This is a genomic window from Rhodoferax antarcticus ANT.BR (genome assembly GCF_001938565.1).
Taxonomy (GTDB): Bacteria; Pseudomonadota; Gammaproteobacteria; order Burkholderiales; family Burkholderiaceae_C; genus Rhodoferax; species Rhodoferax antarcticus.
In genome coordinates, this window is the sequence record NZ_MSYM01000013.1 from 909,261 (window position 1) to 926,526 (window position 17,266).

At 59.2% G+C, this 17,266-nt stretch carries 17 protein-coding genes and 2 pseudogenes; 7 read left to right on the forward strand and 12 right to left on the reverse strand.

What is annotated here, in order from left to right; genetic code table 11:
• Positions 1 to 58 precede the first annotated feature (58 nt).
• The 3 genes from BLL52_RS13040 to BLL52_RS21450 all read right to left on the reverse strand — a co-directional run bounded on the left by BLL52_RS13040 (position 59) and on the right by BLL52_RS21450 (position 3,872).
• Positions 59 to 1,906 (reverse strand): phosphoenolpyruvate carboxykinase (GTP), encoded by a 1,848-nt coding sequence (locus tag BLL52_RS13040; protein ID WP_075587032.1) that lies wholly within the window; start codon positions 1,904 to 1,906, stop codon positions 59 to 61.
• A 566-nt stretch (positions 1,907 to 2,472) separates the two neighbouring features.
• The gene (locus BLL52_RS21445) at positions 2,473 to 3,135 is read right to left on the reverse strand and encodes a transposase (RefSeq protein WP_075587033.1); all 663 of its coding nucleotides are present in this window, start codon (positions 3,133 to 3,135) and stop codon (positions 2,473 to 2,475) included.
• Positions 3,018 to 3,872: a transposase zinc-binding domain-containing protein gene (locus BLL52_RS21450; RefSeq protein WP_075587034.1), complete on the reverse strand. Its 855-nt coding sequence runs from the start codon at positions 3,870 to 3,872 to the stop codon at positions 3,018 to 3,020. Before BLL52_RS21450 ends, BLL52_RS21445 begins: the two co-directional genes overlap by 118 nt.
• 396 nt (positions 3,873 to 4,268) lie before the next feature.
• On the opposite strand from BLL52_RS21450, the gene BLL52_RS13055 reads away from it, so the two are divergent.
• Positions 4,269 to 4,745: a GNAT family N-acetyltransferase gene (locus tag BLL52_RS13055; protein WP_075587035.1), complete on the forward strand. Its 477-nt coding sequence runs from the start codon at positions 4,269 to 4,271 to the stop codon at positions 4,743 to 4,745.
• 1 nt (position 4,746) lies between these two features.
• Here the strand turns inward: BLL52_RS13055 and BLL52_RS13060 are convergent, their stop codons facing one another.
• The 6 genes from BLL52_RS13060 to BLL52_RS13085 form a co-directional block, all read right to left on the reverse strand.
• Positions 4,747 to 5,196, reverse strand: a complete 450-nt coding sequence (locus tag BLL52_RS13060) for a type II toxin-antitoxin system death-on-curing family toxin (protein ID WP_338065740.1) — start codon at positions 5,194 to 5,196, stop codon at positions 4,747 to 4,749.
• 50 nt (positions 5,197 to 5,246) lie between these two features.
• A complete protein-coding gene (locus tag BLL52_RS13065) occupies positions 5,247 to 5,543 on the reverse strand; it encodes a hypothetical protein (protein WP_075587037.1) in 297 nt (98 codons plus the stop codon).
• A gap of 39 nt (positions 5,544 to 5,582) precedes the next feature.
• Positions 5,583 to 7,925, reverse strand: a complete 2,343-nt coding sequence (locus tag BLL52_RS13070; RefSeq protein ID WP_075587038.1) for a nitric oxide reductase activation protein NorD — start codon at positions 7,923 to 7,925, stop codon at positions 5,583 to 5,585.
• Positions 7,926 to 7,948: 23 nt separating this feature from the next.
• Positions 7,949 to 8,752 carry a CbbQ/NirQ/NorQ/GpvN family protein gene (locus BLL52_RS13075; RefSeq protein ID WP_075587039.1) on the reverse strand — a complete coding sequence of 268 codons (804 nt, stop codon included), beginning with the start codon at positions 8,750 to 8,752 and terminating at the stop codon, positions 7,949 to 7,951.
• 136 nt (positions 8,753 to 8,888) lie between these two features.
• Entirely contained in the window at positions 8,889 to 9,236 is a 348-nt protein-coding gene (locus BLL52_RS13080; protein ID WP_075587040.1) for a ribulose bisphosphate carboxylase small subunit, read from the reverse strand.
• 40 nt (positions 9,237 to 9,276) lie between these two features.
• On the reverse strand, positions 9,277 to 10,698 hold the full coding sequence (locus tag BLL52_RS13085; RefSeq protein WP_075587041.1) for a form I ribulose bisphosphate carboxylase large subunit: 1,422 nt from the start codon (positions 10,696 to 10,698) through the stop codon (positions 9,277 to 9,279).
• A gap of 167 nt (positions 10,699 to 10,865) precedes the next feature.
• Here BLL52_RS13085 and BLL52_RS13090 point away from each other — a divergent pair, with 167 nt between their 5' ends.
• Complete coding sequence (locus BLL52_RS13090; RefSeq protein ID WP_075587042.1) at positions 10,866 to 11,774, forward strand: LysR family transcriptional regulator; 909 nt, start codon at positions 10,866 to 10,868, stop codon at positions 11,772 to 11,774.
• 468 nt (positions 11,775 to 12,242) lie between these two features.
• On the opposite strand, the pseudogene BLL52_RS20015 reads toward BLL52_RS13090, so the two are convergent.
• The 3 genes and pseudogenes from BLL52_RS20015 to BLL52_RS21455 all read right to left on the reverse strand — a co-directional run.
• Positions 12,243 to 12,854: pseudogene (locus BLL52_RS20015) on the reverse strand (GNAT family N-acetyltransferase); the annotation flags it as partial.
• Positions 12,851 to 13,450: a DUF502 domain-containing protein gene (locus tag BLL52_RS13105; RefSeq protein ID WP_075587043.1), complete on the reverse strand. Its 600-nt coding sequence runs from the start codon at positions 13,448 to 13,450 to the stop codon at positions 12,851 to 12,853. The pseudogene BLL52_RS20015 and the gene BLL52_RS13105, both read right to left, overlap by 4 nt.
• Positions 13,451 to 13,812: 362 nt before the next feature.
• Positions 13,813 to 14,232, reverse strand: a pseudogene (locus BLL52_RS21455) (IS91 family transposase); the annotation flags it as partial.
• 188 nt (positions 14,233 to 14,420) lie between these two features.
• Here BLL52_RS21455 and BLL52_RS13115 point away from each other — a divergent pair.
• The 5 genes from BLL52_RS13115 (at position 14,421) to BLL52_RS13135 (ending at position 17,178) form a co-directional block, all read left to right on the forward strand.
• The gene (locus BLL52_RS13115; protein WP_075587045.1) at positions 14,421 to 15,590 is read left to right on the forward strand and encodes an IS4 family transposase; all 1,170 of its coding nucleotides are present in this window, start codon (positions 14,421 to 14,423) and stop codon (positions 15,588 to 15,590) included.
• Between the two features lie 121 nt (positions 15,591 to 15,711).
• Positions 15,712 to 15,909, forward strand: coding sequence for a type II toxin-antitoxin system RelE/ParE family toxin (locus BLL52_RS13120; RefSeq protein ID WP_338065741.1), 198 nt, complete (start codon positions 15,712 to 15,714; stop codon positions 15,907 to 15,909).
• Positions 15,910 to 16,012: 103 nt separating this feature from the next.
• Entirely contained in the window at positions 16,013 to 16,315 is a 303-nt protein-coding gene (locus tag BLL52_RS13125) for an addiction module antidote protein (protein WP_075587046.1), read from the forward strand.
• A gap of 183 nt (positions 16,316 to 16,498) precedes the next feature.
• Positions 16,499 to 16,756 (forward strand): FitA-like ribbon-helix-helix domain-containing protein, encoded by a 258-nt coding sequence (locus BLL52_RS13130; protein ID WP_075587047.1) that lies wholly within the window; start codon positions 16,499 to 16,501, stop codon positions 16,754 to 16,756.
• Positions 16,753 to 17,178, forward strand: a complete 426-nt coding sequence (locus BLL52_RS13135) for a type II toxin-antitoxin system VapC family toxin (RefSeq protein ID WP_075587048.1) — start codon at positions 16,753 to 16,755, stop codon at positions 17,176 to 17,178. Before BLL52_RS13130 ends, BLL52_RS13135 begins: the two co-directional genes overlap by 4 nt.
• Positions 17,179 to 17,266: the final 88 nt, after the last annotated feature.

Below are 17,266 nucleotides of genomic sequence, written 5' to 3' on the forward strand. Positions count from 1 at the left end.
GATAAGCCAGGTCCTGAAGGGCCCGGCAGCCCCAGCCCGCGCCGGTAGCCATCACTGCTTACTCGTGCGCCAGTTCCCAGCGGTCAGGCGAGCGCCACAGGCGTGAGCGAAGCAATTCGCGCTCAAAGGTGAACTCCTTGGGCAGGCGGTCACGGAAGCGGTCAAACAGTTCCTCATGGGCATGGGCCTCGGCGGTACCGGCTTCGCGGCCTACGGCCATCAGGTCGTAGAAGGCGTCTTGGGAGAAGTCCAGACCAGTCCAGTCGATGTCTTCAAAGCGTGGCATCCAGCCAATCGGGCTTTCCACCGCACTGCCCTGACCGTGTACGCGTCCGGCAATCCACTTCAGTACACGCAGGTTTTCGCCAAAGCCAGGCCAGATGAACTTGCCTGCATCGTCCTTGCGGAACCAGTTGACGCGAAAGATGCGCGGAGGGTTGCTCACCTGACGTCCCACATTGAGCCAATGCGTGAAGTAATCAGCCATGTTGTAGCCGCAAAACGGCAGCATGGCCATCGGGTCGCGCCGGGTGGCCACCACGCCGATAGCGGCTGCTGTGGCTTCCGAGCCCATGGTGGCCGCTAGGTAGACGCCGTGCGCCCAGTTGAAGGCCTGGAACACCAACGGCATTTCTTTGCTGGCGCGGCCACCAAAAATAAAGGCGGCCACCGGTACACCCTTGGGGTTTTCCCAATCGGGGTCGATCGACGGGCACTGGCTGGCGGGTGTGGTGAAGCGCGAGTTGGCGTGTGCCGCCGGGCGGCCGCAGCCGGGGGTCCAGTCCTTGCCTTGCCAGTCGATGCAATGTGCCGGAGGCTCGCCGTCCATGCCTTCCCACCAGACGTCGCCGTCGTCGGTGAGGGCCACGTTAGAGAAGATCGAGTTCTTCGTCATCGTCAACATGGCGTTGGCGTTGGAAGAGTAGTTGGTGCCGGGAGCCACACCAAAGAAACCAGCCTCGGGGTTGATAGCGCGCAGCTCACCTTCGGGCGACTTTTTGATCCAAGCGATGTCATCGCCCACGGTGGTGACCTTCCAGCCTTCCATGCCCTTGGGTGGGCGCAGCATGGCCAGGTTGGTCTTGCCGCAAGCACTGGGGAAAGCCGCCGCGATATAGGTTTTTTGCCCTTCTGGTGACTCCAGGCCCGAGATCAGCATATGCTCGGCCAACCAGCCTTCCTTGCGGGCGATGGCCGAGGCAATACGCAGAGCCAGGCACTTCTTGCCTAGCAGCGCGTTGCCACCGTAGCCCGAGCCGTAAGACCAGATTTCGGTGGTGTCGGGGAAGTGGGCAATGTATTTTTTGGCAATATCGGGCTCACACGGCCAGGTCGAATCCTTCTGACCCGGTGCCAGCGGTGCGCCGACTGAATGCATGCAGGGGATGTAGGCGCCGTTCCCCAGTACGTCCAGAACCTTGGCACCCATGCGGGTCATGATGCGCATATTTGCCACCACGTAGGCACTGTCAGTGATCTGCACGCCAATCTTAGCAATGGGAGAGCCCAAGGGGCCCATGCTGAACGGGATCACGTACAGGGTACGCCCGGTCATACTGCCGGCAAACACGCCCTTGAGCGTGACACGCATTTCTTCGGGTTCTGCCCAGTTGTTGGTAGGGCCGGCCTCATCCTTGGTGGCAGAGCAGATGAAGGTGCGCTCCTCGACACGGGCTACATCCGATGGATGCGTTCGGGCCAGGAAACTGTTGGGGCGTTTTTCGGGACTGAGGCGGATAAAGACGCCAGCGGCCACCATTTCCTCGCACAGTCGGTCGTATTCTTCCTGCGAGCCATCACACCACACTACCCGGTCGGGCTTGCAGAGTTCGGCCATGTCGTTGACCCAGGTGAGAAGTTTATCGTTGCTTAAATTGGCCGGGGAACCCATAGACTTGCCACTCATTGAACTACTCCTTGCAGTTTGAAAAATCAGGCGACATTGCCGGAACACGAACCCATGTATGGCTCTGAGCCACTGATAAATAACGTTTTTAATAAAGTTTTAACAATTATCAAAGGGATGAGCTCTTGATGCAAGTCAAACGCTTGCGCAGTATGTGGGTTTGATTTATATCAAAGAAAAGACAACCAAGCTGAGCCAAGCCAGTGTCCAATGGCCAATGTAGCTGTGTCAGGTCGAAAGTTGCCAAGATCTACTAGGTTTGAACTGAATGTATTCGTACCTGCAGCGCATCCACACCCGCCTGGAGCCACACAAAAGTGATATGCTTTTTAGCACTCTAACCCTTTAATAATAAGGGCGAGAAGCTATGAAACGCACAGGTAATTCAAACGCACGAGGGTAGGTATCGCACCTGAAACGTGCCGCACAAAGCACGCACATCCACAGTCGCCAGTCTGATTTGCCAGGAATTTGCGTCGCCATCGTCACAATGAACGGCAGAGGCTGTCCGCAGACACAGCCCCGCACCGGCGGGCTGATGTCGCCACACTTGGCCACGCTTGTAATTAGTCGCTGATCGTCGGGGTATTTGGGCGGCGATTGGTTTGCCAGATCCCAGTCCGGCAAGCCTCAACACCTTCCCTCGTCTCCTGCGCACCACACTCGTCCCACAACGGTGGCCCGCGTGCCGGGGTGATGCGCGGGGCTTCGGGTTCGACCTCGATGTGCTCCAGAATCTTGTGGATGTCGGCGCTGAAGGTGATGAAGGCAATGATGCGCATCTGGCCCCCGCAGTGCGGGCAGATCAACGGGAACACCTCGTAGATACGGGCGATCAGTGCCGCCCAAAGATAGTGCGATGGTGGACGTGGTTTGAGGTTGGCTGGCGGCTCAGGCTGGAGCACCGCGCCAACGCCAGGCACGCTGCCCGCACTGCCAGCAGCAGTGCACGCAGCGTCAGCCACGCAACCGTGCACCACAGGCGCCACCACCTGCTCGGCCTGCGCCATGGCAGTCACCGCCGCCCGCAGTGGCGAGTTCGGAGCCAGCACGCCGTAATAGCGATGCCGGTGCGTGCGCGGTGGCGGCACCAATTGGGCGATGCGGTTGATCAGTTCCAGTGGCGTGAGCACCAGTTCACCAGAATATTTGTCGGACTGTAGGGGCTCTGTGTGCCCTTTGCCACAGCGGTAGACCAGGACAGAGGCGCGCTGTTTGAGCCGATCCATGGCAAAGGGTGGGCGCGCGCGGGATGCGTTTGCGCACGTTGGCCTGCACCTGGGCAAACTGCAGCCTCATCCAGTCCAGTTGCCGCATGAAAAATCACACTCTGCGGCGCCGGGTTCGCCTGTGCAGCAGCAGCATCGACGCTTTGCGCTATTGGCCCGGCAACAGTCTCAAACACCCCATCGACCACGCAGACATGAAAGTGCACCTGCGTGTTCAGGCTGGAGCCAAACCGGTGGACGCAAGGCAACCGCGCCCAGGTGCAGACTGGCGGGGTCACACTGTGCCGCACTGGGGCAATGGGGCAGCAGGCGTGTACGCACCACCCGCTGGAAGATGCGCAGCGCTGCGTGTTGCACGAAGGGCAGACGCCACGGCCTTTGCAGGAGAAGGCGACCAGAAAGTCGTCCCCGCAGTCATCGCAGCGGACGCGCGCAAAACCGTGGGCAAAAATGCCGCATTCGAGGTATTTGCGGAATGCCTTCTCTACATACGCGGGCGGGGTGTGGTTGTCGCCTTGGCCGTCGAACTGACCCGCGCTGGAGAGCTCAAGCCAAGTCTCGAAGTGTTCGGCAATCGTGCGGTACAGCAAGGTGCGCTCGGGGTGGCGGGGGTTGTAGGCTTTGGTGGATTTAGTGGCTGCAGCAGCTTGCGCAGGTTGCGGGCGTAGCGGGGCATGCTGGTGCCCGCGCGAGTGCGGGTGAAAACGCTGCGGTGATGGATGGGGCGGGCCTTGCATGGGGCAGCGCCAATCTGGATAGGACTGGCAGCGCAACTATAGTTGTGTTTGCATACAGCACCACGCCGTGAGCGTCTGTTTATGAGGCTTTGCGCTGAGTTTGGTTTTGCAAGCCTGAGCGGGCTGGTTGACGGGCTGGCGAAGCGGAATTGGGAGTAAAAAAGCCGCGCAGCCCTCGTAGGTATTGCGCAGGCAGCTTCTTTTTTGATATCAAAACAATTACCGCACCAGTACCGCCTGAAGCGCCTTTCCAGTGTGCGTACCCAGCTTGACCACTGCCTCGGGGCTGGCGGCCGCCCACCACTTGCCCACCCGCATTGCCACCATCGGGTCTCAGGTCAATCACCCATAGCGTCGTGAGGCGTTTGGTTTTGGCCTCCGGCTAGGGCGAGCAGCATGGCCATTTGCGCGTTACCACCCGCTGTGAACGCTGGGGCGTGGCAACCAGCGGACTTGCATGAAAACTTCCCAACAACAACGCTTGCGATTGGGTTTTGTAACCCCATCGGTTTTGGTGAAGCGCTGGATTTGAAGGCGTTACGCAAACCCGAGATCACTTTCTGGACGGCTTGGGATGGTCTGGTGTTATTAGGCTGTGGTGCCATCAAACGACTGGATGCGCAGCATGTGGAGCTCAAATCCATGCGCACCGCCAGCGCGCATTTGCGCAAAGGGGTGGCGCGGTCCAAGCTGGCTTTCATTCTGGACCATGCGCTAGCCCAGGGCTTTCAGCGTATGAGCCTAGAGACCGGCCCGCAAGCAGGGTTTGCTCCTGCCCGCACGCTCTACACCTACATGGGCTTTGTGGAATGCGGCCCGTTTGCAGACTATGGATTGGACCCGTACAGTGTATTTATGACCAAGGTGCTTTGAGCTAGCGGGCCTGAATGTGATCTCGAATCCATTGCGCCAGTGCCGCTTCGTCCATCACTGCGGCGGCTACATCCAGAATGGTCAGTGTTGCCTCGGCTTGCGTCGCTTTCAGCCGAAAGCCGTTCACCAGCAAAAACAAGCCTATAGACAAGAAGGCAGCGCGCTTGTTGCCATCAACGAATGCATGATTCTTGGCAAGCCCCACACTATAAGAGGCCGCAAAATTTGCCACGTCAGGCTCCTCACAAATAGCCAAATTCACCGGACGCGCCAGCGCAGAGTCGAAAAGGCCTTTGTCGCGAAGCCCGCTGGCACCACAGTGCTCGGCCAAACTTTCGTCATGCAGCGAAAGCAGAACCTTTCGGTTGATCGGCCCTTGCTTTCTCTGCAAAGGGCCGTAGCTATGAACTTGGGTGGAGGAGTTTGATGTTAAATCGGATGATGGGAACAATTTCGAGCACGATGGTGCGCGTGGTGGTGGTGGTGGCCGGGCAGAGCAAATCAGTCGTCTTCGCCCAGCTCAGGGTCCCACCCCTTGGCGCGGGCCGCTTCGATAGCGGCTGCGTAGATGCGGCCATGGCGCTGGGCGAGTTCGGGCGGCAGGCGGCTCGGCAAGTGGCCGTAAGGCTCCCAAGCCTGGTGCACTTTTTCAAACAGATTCTGAAAGTCGCCCGCAGACCGCCCGGCAAAGCCGTCGCTCTCCGGCAGAATGCCGAACACCCAGGCATCGCGGATGGTACGGGCAATCGCCGTCATGCCACCGTTAGCTTCGTTCTCAATACCGGTATAGGTTTGCATGGGGTCTCGCAGGGGTGTGGATGCTGTCAGGATCAAGGCTTAACGCGTCAAGCCAGCGTAGAGCAATGGTAGCTTCTCTGGCAGGCGCTGCACATGGTCCACCACCATGTAATTTTTCTGGCCAAAAATGCGCGCCACATACTGATCAGCCCGGGGGTCCAGGCTCATGCAGTAGGTCACCACACCGTCCTTGCTGACCTCTTCCACCGCCCGTTTGGTGTCCGAGCGCAGGTAGTGCGGGTCGCGCACGTCCAGGTCGGCGGGCTCGCCGTCGGTGATGACGATCAGCAGCTTCTTGGCTGATTTTTGCAGGCTGAGGTGGTGTCCAGCGTGGCGCACGGCCGCGCCCATGCGCGTGGATAGCTGGCCGGTCATGCCGGCCAGGCGCTCCTTGGGCTCGTCGTTCCAGCTCTGGTCAAAATCCTTGAAGCGCACATATTGCACGTCGTGCCGGCCATCCGAGCAAAAACCGTGAATGGCAAACGGATCGCCGACCTTGTTGATGGCATCGGCCAGCAGCACGCAGGCCTGGCGCGTGAGTTTCAGCACGCTGTAATCTTGTCCGGCGACCTTGTCGTTGGTCGATTCGGACAGGTCGAGCAGCACCAAAATGGAGAAGTCACGCGTCTTGCGCACGCTGCGCATCATGATGCGCGGGTCGGGCTGCTGGCCCAGGCGCATGTCGATCAGGCTGGCAATTGCCGCGTTGATGTCAATCTCGTCGCCGTCTTCGAGCTTGCGCATGCGCTGCACACCCTGTGGCGCCATCGCATCTAGCAAAAACTTCATGCGGTGAATTTCACGCTTGTACTGCGCGGTGATGGCCTCAATCACGGCCAGGTCGCCGCGCTTGCCGCGCCGCTCCAGCACGGTGGCCCAGGCCGGGCGCTCGAGCTGAATCTGGTAGTCCCACTCGGGGTAATGAAACGGCTCGGACAGGGGCTCCTTGCCTTCCAGCGCGTTGAAGCTCTGGCCCATGTCCTCATACGGAAACAGTTCGGACTCCAGCACCCAGATTTCTTCGGCGTCGTCACCGGCATTTTCAACGTCGATCTCGTTGGCCATCTCCATCACGTTCACGTATTTGCGAACCTGTTTGATGGACTCGTAGCCCGCATTGGCCGCCTTGTTGGCGTCGAATTCCTCGAACGCCCAGAAATAACGGTTGTCATCGCGGTAAGGGGCGGTTTGCACATCAGTGCGCGGGCTGAACGCGAGTTTCTTGATTGCCAGGCTGTGCGCCAGTTGCACGCCGATGTCCCACGATAGCTGATGGCTGGCGAGCTGGCCTTGCCCGGTTGCGAATAGCGCCCGGCCTTCCATGATCCACGGATCGGTGTCGGCATAACGCTCATCGAGCAACGCGCGCGCCAGCCGGTTGAGGTAATCGCCCACGCTGCGGCCCATGGCCGGGGTGGCGGTGTGCAGCTTGCACCACAGCTGCTGCAGACCGGGAAAGCGACCAATCGACAGCGCCTCGACCCGTGCATCTTCGATAACACCGATCACCGCCATCTGCAGCGCGCTGAGCGCCTCGGCAGAAATGGGCTGCTTCGTTTCCACCATATGCGCGGCGCAATGCGCCGCCGTGGCGCGGTACAACTCCAGGGCCGACACCGGCTCCTGGCCCTCGATGGTCAAGTCATCAAAGGCATCAGGCAGGTGCAGCAGGTAGTCTTCAATGTAGGGTTGGTAGCCCTCGCGCGTTTCGAAATCGCCGGAGGTCGGGCGCATGAAAAAGTCGCGTGCCCACAGGGCGCGCAAATACATGTTGATGCGCCGCTGCACATCGACCAGCAGCGTGCCCTTGCGCTCCTTTTGCAGCATCGCCAACGATTCTTTGGAGTCCAGCCCGAAGTAGCGAATCTGCTCCTCGTAGTTGGTGCGGTGCGCATGTGCGCCCCACAGCGCCCAGCGACGCAACCCACCCAGCGTGAGCTGGTGCAGCAGACGCTCAATGTTGTTGAGCATCGGCCGCACGCCGCGCGGGGCCTGGGCAATCAGGTGGTTAATGAACTGCAGGTAGTTGCTAAACAAATGGGCATCGGCTAGGCGCTTGGCGGCGGCAGGGGCGGTAGCCAGCAGCAGCTCAATCACCGAACCCGAGGTGCGCGAGGCCAGGCTCAGCGAGGCGCTGGCCAGGTCCCCCACCACATCCTCGCCCACCTCCCGGGCAACGCTGGGCACACACTCGATCCAGGTTTCCACCAGCGAGTCGCCTTTGCCCAGCCCGCGCAGGGCGGCAGCGCCCTTGATGTAGTTGTCCAGCCCGCGCGGGCTGAGTACCTTGGAGGCATTTGGCCAAGCAGATTGCAGCACCTCCCGGGTGTGTGGCGACAGGTCATCAAGAAAATCAGCGTAGTCGTCCAGTTGGATGGCCATGGCTCACTCCTGCGCGCGGGTCATCAGAAGAAGGTGGCTACCGCGGCATCTAGTGCATCGCGCATGTCAGGGTCGTCAGTCACCGGACGCACCAGTGCGACGCGGCAGGCGGAGATGGGGTTGACACCCTTGGCAATGAGGCTGCCAGCATAAATCAGCATGCGGGTGGACAAGCCTTCATCTAGGCCATGGCCCTTGAGGTTGCGCGAACGTTCGGCAATGGACACCAGCTTGCCGGCCACCTCCAGGGAGATGCCGGTTTCGTGCGCCACAATTTCGGTCTCGATGCCGCGCTCGGGGTAATTGAAATCCAGACCACCAAAGCGTTGCTTGGTGGATTGTTTCAAGTCCTTCATCAGGCTTTGGTAGCCTGGGTTGTAGGAGATGACGATTTGAAAATCGGGGTGCGCCCTGAGCAACTCCCCCTTTTTTTCCAGCGGCAGTACGCGCCGGTTGTCGGTCAGCGGGTGAATCACCACAGTGGTGTCCTGGCGCGCCTCCACCACTTCGTCGAGGTAGCAGATGGCACCATGGCGCGCGGCCAGCGCCAGCGGGCCGTCTTGCCAGCGGGTGCCCTGGGCGTCGAGCAGGAAGCGCCCGACCAGGTCGGAGGCCGTCATGTCTTCGTTGCAGGCCACCGTAATCAGCGGCTTGCCCAGTTTGTTCGCCATGTATTCAACAAAGCGGGTCTTGCCACAACCGGTCGGGCCCTTGAGCATCATGGGCATGCGCACCGAATAGGCGGCCTCAAACAGTTCCACCTCGTCCGCCACTGGGCGGTAGTAAGGCTCTTGCGTGACACGGTACTGGTCGATGATGTCGTTCATGCTTGTCTCCGGGCTGGGTGCGTGTTGGAATGGGTAGTGTCGTGTCCAAAGCCGACTGCGGGTAGCTGGCTTGGGACGCGACACCGGACGGGCCTGTTCAGCGGGTCCGGTGTGGTGGCTCAAAACTGGAGCGGTATCAGACCGTCTTGCCGCGCAAGATCACCATGGAGGTGCCTTGCGACTGGTTGAAGTTGTTGTAACCCACCAGACGAATGTGGTTTTCCGGGTTGGCCTTGCGACAAGCTTCGGCTTCGGCCAGCACCTTGTCCACATCGGTTTCGCCGAACATCGGCAGCTTCCACATGTACCAGTAGGAGTCCATCAGGTACTGCGGCTCAGTGTGCTCGATGGCCGGGTTCCAGCCCTTTTTCACCAGGTATTCAACCTGTTTGCGGATTTCTGCTTCCGTCATGGCGGGCAGGTAAGAGAAGGTCTCGAACTTGCGGCTGGCAGGGTCGGACAGGCGTGAGGTGTAGTCTTGCATTTCAAATTCCTTTCAATGTTGGTGACGTGGCGCGGACGGCTTACTTGTGCGCTCCGTCGAGCTTGTCCACGGTGTCGAATTCAAACTTGATCTCTTTCCATGTTTCCATGGCGATCTTCAGCTCAGGGCTGTGGGTCGCGGCTTCTTGCAGCACGGCCTTGCCTTCTTTCTCAACGTCGACGCCTTCATTGCGCGCCTTGACGCAGGCCTCTACCGCCACTCGGTTGGCGCAGGCACCCGCCGCATTGCCCCATGGGTGACCCAAAGTGCCGCCACCAAACTGCAGGCAGGAATCATCACCAAAGATGTTGACCAATGCCGGCATGTGCCACACGTGAATACCGCCGGAAGCCACAGGCATTACGCCAGGCATGGAGCCAAAGTCCTGGTCAAAGAACAGGCCGCGTGAACGGTCTTCCTTGATGAAGCGTTCGCGCATCAGGTCGATCCAACCCAGAGTGGCTTCGCGGTCGCCCTCGAGCTTGCCCACCACTGTGCCCGAGTGCAGGTGATCGCCGCCCGACAGACGCAGGCACTTGGTCAACACGCGGAAGTGAATGCCGTGGTGCGGATTGCGGTCCAGCACAGCGTGCATGGCGCGGTGAATGTGCAGCAAGATGCCGTTATCACGGCACCAGTTGGCCAAGCTGGTGTTCGCGGTGAAACCACCGGTCAAGAAGTCGTGCATGATGATCGGTGCGCCGAGTTCTTTGGCAAACTCAGCCCGTTTGAACATCTCTTCGACCGTTGGGGCGGTTACGTTCAAGTAGTGACCCTTGCGCTCGCCGGTCTCGCGTTCGGCCTTCAGGCAGCCTTCGACCACGAACTCGAAACGGTCACGCCAACGCATGAAGGGCTGGCTGTTGACGTTCTCGTCGTCCTTGGTGAAGTCCAGACCACCGCGCAGGCACTCATAGACCGCACGGCCGTAGTTCTTGGCCGACAGACCGAGCTTGGGCTTGATGGTGCAGCCCAGTAGCGGACGACCGTATTTGTTCAGGCGATCTCGCTCCACCTGAATACCAGCGGGCGGGCCGCCGCAGGTCTTGACATAGGCGATCGGGAAGCGGATGTCTTCCAGGCGCAGGGCGCGCAGCGCCTTGAAGCCGAACACGTTGCCCACCAGCGAGGTCAGCACGTTGACGATGGAGCCCTCTTCGAACAGGTCGATCGGGTAAGCCACGAAAGCGTAGAAGCAGGTGTCATCACCAGGCACGTCCTCGATTTTGTAGGCGCGACCCTTGTAGTAGTCCAGGTCGGTCAGCAGATCGGTCCACACCGTGGTCCAGGTGCCGGTGGAAGATTCGGCAGCCACCGCGGCGGCGACTTCCTCGCGGGGTACGCCGGCCTGGGGCGTGATCTTGAACACCGCCAGGATGTCGGTATCCAGCGGCGTGTAGTCGGGGGTCCAGTAGGTCTGGCGGTATGCCTTTACGCCAGCGTTGTAAGTTTTGACTGCCATGTTTGCTCCTGATGAGAGGGATCTAAAAAATCTTCACTTTGGTGCTCAAAGCGCACCAAATTGAATGGCGTTGCTTTGAACTGATGTGTATTGTTGGTCTGTACTGAATTAAATAAAAGTAAAATGTTTTTATCATTACGGTAGAGTTTTATAAAATATTTAATGCCATGAACCTGCGTCACGCCACCCAGCACCAATTGCGTATTTTTCTGGCCGTGGCCCGTCACGGCAGCTTTGCGCGCGCCGCAGAGGCGCTGCATTTGTCGCCGCCTACGTTGTCGCTGCAAGTCAAGCAACTCTCGGAAAGCGTAGGGCAGCCGCTGTTTGAGCAGTTGGGCAAAAAAATCTATCTGACTGCCGCGGGACAGACTCTGATGGAGGCTTGTCAGGACATCGAAAGCCGCATGGAACGACTGTCTCAAGACTTGTCAGCCTTGCAGGGCGTTGAGCGTGGCAGCCTGAAAATCGCCATCCTGACCTCCGTCAAGTACACCGTACCCAAGTTGCTGGGTGGGTTTTGCGCAGCCCATCCCGGCATTGAGGTGGCGATGTTCGTGGGCAATCGCGAAAGCCTGCTGCAGCGACTGGCCAGCAACCAGGATGACCTCTACATCATGGGTCAGCCGCCCGAGCAAATGGATGTTGTTTACGAGACTTTCGCCGACAACCTGCTGGTGCTGGTGGCGCCGCCCCAACACCCGCTGGCAGGCCTTCGCAACATCCCCGCGACCCGACTGCTCGATGAACCATTCATCCTGCGTGAACCGGGCTCCGGCACGCGACTGACGGCCGAGAGGTTTTTTGCAGGCCATGGTGTAGCGCTGAAAAACCGGCTTGAACTGGGCAGCACCGAGGCCATCAAACAGACCGTGGCGGGCGGCCTGGGGTTGGCGGTGTTATCAGTTACCACGGTACAGTCGGAGCTGGCGCTCAAGGAGCTGGTGCAGCTTGACGTGCAGGGCTTTCCGTTGATCCGGCATTGGCAAGTGGTCTACCCCAGGGGCAAGCGACTGTCGGCTGCAGCCACGGCTTTCAAGGACTGGCTGTTTGAGCGCAAGTCGTCGGTTGTTCGCTGAGCGGGCAGTGTCACAGATAAGCCCGCACGCCGCACACCTTCACGTGATGACTTGAAATTGATTGACATGGCGCCTGAGGAGGTCAGGGCGAGGGCGCATATTTTGCTAAAAAAATAGCTGTTTACGCATATTCCGCGAGGGCCAGAGGCCCATTTTGCTTAGGAGTTTGGGGCGTCCACAACTATGTCGCTGGAGAACAGATCAATGACGGTCTTCGCCACCTGGGTCGTGTCAAAGTACGCATACGCACTCACCCCCATCGCGCCGATCTGCGGGACAAATCGGGACACACCTTTCCCGATAACCTTCTGCGTTACCTTGACGCCCAGCGTCTTCGCGGCAGACTGGGTGAAGCCGAGCGTGGCGCCCTGAATCACGAAGCGCTCGCCCACCCGCACCACGACATCGCGAAACAGCTGGGCCGAGTCGTGCTTGAACAGGCAATAAATCATTTGTTACGGATGCTACCGAGCGCCCGGCCCTGACCACGATCACCGGTTTGTTGCGCGCTGCCGCGCGCGCCGCCGACATGAACTTGCGCGACGCCTCCAAGCTCTCGATGTAGAGCAGGATGGCGCGCGTCTTGGGGTCGCTGCCGAGGAAGTCGAGCAGGTCGCCGAAGTCGATGTTGGCGTGTTCGCCGAGCGAGGCAAAGTGCGAGAAGCCGATGCCACGCGAGCCGGCCCAGTCGAGCATGGCGGTGACCAGCGCGCCCGATTGCGACACAAACGCCAGTTCGCCAGGCAAGGCGCCGATGTGCGAGAAGCTGGCATTGAGACCGACGTGGGGCGCCAGCATGCAGATGCAGTTGGGCCCGAGGATGCGCAGCGTGTGTACCCGCGCGGCGTCGAGCATGGCCTGTTTCTGTGCCTTGTCCAACCCGGCGGTGCTCACGATGGCCGCCCGCGTGCCACGCTCGCCGAGCTGGGCGTGTTTGGGGTTGACCCGGTAGAGCCGGCCTTTGAAGTCGGCGCTCAGGTTGAGCCACTCCGTGCCCCCGACACTGGCCGGGCGCAGCGTGGCGCCAAAGACAGCGACCGAGGCGGGCGCAAACAGCGCGTCGAGGTTGCGAATGCTCATACTTTGTTCTCTCCCGGATTTGAGGCCATGAACGCGATCAGCGCGGAGCGCATCGCCTCTTCGACCGACATGTCGATGGGGGAGGTCCAGCTTCGCGGCACAAACACGGTGTAGCCGCCGATCATGTAGCCCATGGGCAGGTAAACCGCCACCCGGTCGTCCAGATCGCCCAGGCCGCGCGGCAGGCCTTTGAGCGAGCGGCGCGTGACCAGCCCCACGATCGACAGCTCATGCCCTGGCATGCTGAGCAACACCACCTGCTGCGCTGGTTTGTCATGCGGCGCGAAATAGTCGGCGAAGTTTTTCAGCGAGCTGTAAATGCTCTTGACCACCGGCAGGTTGGTGAACGGGAGCTCCACCCACGACAGCAGCCGCGCGCTGATGGGCTGCGACACCAGAAAACCCAGCGCGAGGATCACGCCAGCGCCCAGCGCAATGCCCAGGCCGGGCAGATAAAAGTCACCCAGCACCGGCCGGATCACGGCCATGGCACTGCCCTCGATCCAGCTAATGAACAGGATCAGCAGGTAGACGGTGAGCACCAGCGGCAAGAAGGTGATGAGGCCGCGGAAGAAGTACTGGGAGATGCGTTTCATGGAGTGGACGGTGTGGGGCTGAGAGAGCATTTTCTGAGCATAGCAGTGCGCTGTGACGTGGCCCTGACGCAGGGCGAGCGCTCAGCTGGGCGCAGTCGCTGTGCGGATGTGTTGCGCGGCGGGCCATTACAAATCGGCACAATGGCTTGATCTGATGGCCGCACGGTGGTGATGTTTCACGGATAGGATTTCCAACCGCATGAGGCCAAGTATCGCAACCCAAACTGTCCTTAAAAAATGGGTTTTCACTGAGATGACCGTCTGAATCCCCAAGAATCTGCGCTCACCCATCTCAAACTGCGCTCCGGGCTGCCGAAGAACACAGTCCTACCCCGGCGCAGTCGTCGCGACCCAATGCGAGTTCACCAAGTAGTGCGCTGATCGTCGGAGTAGTCTGGTGCTGGCTGGGCTGCCAGATCCCAGTCCGGCAAGCCTCAACACCTTCCCTCGTCTCCTGCGCACCACACTCGTCCCACAACGGTGGCCCGCGTGCCGGGGTGATGCGCGGGGCTTCGGGTTCGACCTCGATGTGCTCCAGAATCTTGTGGATGTCGGCGCTGAAGGTGATGAAGGCAATGATGCGCATCTGGCCCCCGCACATTGGGCGCAGCAGCAAGTACACCTCGTAAATATGACGTGAGGCGCGTGATCAGTGTCGCCCAAAGATAGTGCGATGGTGGACGTGGTTTGAGGTTGGCTGGCGGCTCAGGCTGGAGCACCGCGCCAACGCCAGGCACACCAGCAACACCAGCAACACCAGGTGCGCCGCTCGCACTGCCAACGACCTTGGCGCTCTGAAGGGGGCCTGACTTGACATATAACGACGGTCAGTAGTGTCCCAACGTTGTCTTGTCGGAACGTTGTAAGCTCTTGATTTGGTTGTTAAATTTGGTGTTTGAGTCTGGTCTCGATTTGAACGTCATGGTGCGTCAGACTGTCGGTTTTTTGCGGATTCCCGCCCCAAACCGTCATGCACAAAGGCACGCTCGTATTTGCGCAACTCATGCTGTACCTTCCACTGAGCACGTTTCGTCGCTGTGTGGCCGATCACAACGGCGAACACAAGGTCAAGGACTTCTCGTGCCTGGACCAATTCTTCGCCATGGCATTTGCCCAGTTGACCTACCGCGAGTCCTTGCGCGACATCGAAGTCAACCTTCGCGCTCAGGCTCGGCGGCTGTACCACATGGGCTTTCGTTGTCAGACGATATCGCGCAATACGCTGGCCAATGCGAACGCGACACGCCCATGGCAAATCTACGCCGACTTTGCACAACACCTGATTGGTTTGGCACGTCCCTTGTATGCCACGGAGCCGTTCGGACTGGAACTCGACGCGGCGGTTTACGCGTTCGATGCCAGCACCATTGACCTGTGCCTGTCGGTGTTTGCATGGGCACCATTTCGGTCGACCAAGGCGGCCATCAAGCTGCACACGCTGCTGGATTTGAGGGGCAACATCCCCAGTTTCATTCACATCACCGACGGCAAGACGCACGAGGTCAATGTGATGGACGATCTGGTGCTGGAGCCGGGCGCGTTTTACCTGATGGATCGGGGCTACCTGGACTTCGCAAGGTTGTTCGTGATTCACGAGGCGCAAGCCTTCTTTGTCACCCGCGCCAAGAGCAACACCAAGTTCAAGCGACGTTACTCGCATCCGGTGGACCGCGTGGGTACTGCAGTGCTGTGCGATCAGACCGGCGTGCTGACAACCTATCAGTCGAGCAAGGATTACCCCGCGACCATGCGCCGGGTGGTGGTCAAGGACGACAGCGGAAAACGGCTGGTGTTTTTGACCAACAATTTCAGCTTGAAGCCCGAGCTGATTGCCGATCTTTACCGCCAACGCTGGCAGGTGGAGTTGTTCTTCAAATGGATCAAGCAGCACTTGCGCATCAAGGTGTTCTTTGGCACCAGCGAGAACGCCGTGAAGACGCAGATATGGATTGCCATATCGACATATCTGCTCATTGCCATCGCAAAGAAACGCTTGCATCTTGATGATCACAGCCTGTACGAAATTCTACAAATCCTGAGTCTGTCCATGTTTGAAAATATCCCAATAAATCAACTGCTTACGCCACCATCGAAAAATCCCGTGTCGGATTTCGAGTCAAATCAGCTCGCTCTCCTCTGAAGAACGTTGGGACACTACTGAACGACGGTGTGAAATTGGAATACGACAACTTGTCGCACTTTTTAGGACGTCTGCGACCAGTCATTGACCAGTCAGTAGTTTATAAACTACTATAAAACTCATGCTGATCGAACTAAAACAAACGCAGACATTCCAAAAATGGCGGGTACGGCTCAAGGACGAACGGGCACGGGCTTTGATCGCGTCCCGCCTGGACCGCCTAGCCTACGGCCATGCAGGGGATGTGGAGCCGGTAGGGCACGGAGTCAGCGAGTTACGAATCCACCATGGCCCTGGTTATCGCATTGACATCCATTAGAGGGGCAACACAATCGTCGTCCTTCTGTGCGGTGGCAACAAGAGCACGCAAGAGCAGGACATCAAGGCGGCGAAGCGTTTGGCTGATGAATGGAGCGAATGAAATGACTGAAAAACTGACAACTTACGATCCTGCTGAGGATCTGGCTTCTGATGAAGCCATCGCCATTTTCATGGCCGAAGCGTTTCAAACCAACGATGCCGGCTACGTCGCGCATGCGCTAGGCGTTGTGGCCCGTGCTAAAGGGATGGCTCAAATTGCAGGTCAGACCGGGCTTTCCCGCGAGCAGCTGTACCGCTCGTTCAGCGAGAATGGCAACCCTACTTTGAAGACGACGCTGGCGGTCATGAAGGCATTGGGTATCGAGCTGACCGCCAAGGTTAAAGCAACCGCATCAGCAATTTAAGGGGCGTTCTTCCGTCCCCCTTGTTTTTGATAGTTTCAACCCAGTGCCAGTGGGTTATCAATTTGTCGACGGGGTAGGGATTTGGTGTCGCACTTGTTAGGACTTTTGCGAAAATTCGTTTGTGTTTTGGTGTCATTGATATAAAATGACACCATTGATGGCGACTATCTGGAAAAATACCAAATGGCAAACGTGAATGTAAGAAATCTGCCCGACGAAGTGCATCGGGCCATCCGAATCCAAGCCGCCCAGCACGGCCGCAGCACCGAGGCTGAAATCCGCGACATTTTGGGGCGGGCTGCGAAGCCCGAGGGTCGCGTGAAACTTGGCTCTTTCTTGGCATCTATCGCCCGCGAGGCTGTCGGCCTGACCGATGAAGAACACGCCCTGTTTGAAAGCGGGCGTATCAAGTCCCCGGCCCGTGCGGCGAGCTTCGAATGATCCTGCTCGATACGAACGTGATTTCGGAGCCGCAGCGCCAGACGCCTAATGCCCGCGTCCTTGACTGGATCGACGCGCAAGCGCTGGAAACGCTCTACCTGTCCGCGATCACGGTAGCCGAGCTGCGTGCGGGTATCGCGCTGATGCCAGCCGGAAAGCGCCGGGACAGCCTGCATGAAAACTTGGAAAAGCGCCTGCTGCCGATGTTCGCAAATCGCGTGTTGTCGTTCGATATGGCTTGCACGAAGGCTTATGCCGAGCTGCTGGCCAAGTCCCGGGTTGCCGGCTTGGCAATTGAAACAGCTGATGCCTTCATTGCGGCCGTCGCCCTTGCCAACGGCTTCACCGTCGCAACCCGCGACACCAGCCCTTTTGAGGCTGCCGGGCTGAACGTCATCAATCCATGGGAGGCGGCGCAATGACCACGGCCCAGGAGTACTACACCGGGCGTGGTTCAAAAGCGGGTAACACTTTTTCAGGGCGTTGTTGCATGGATCGGGCGTTGACGTA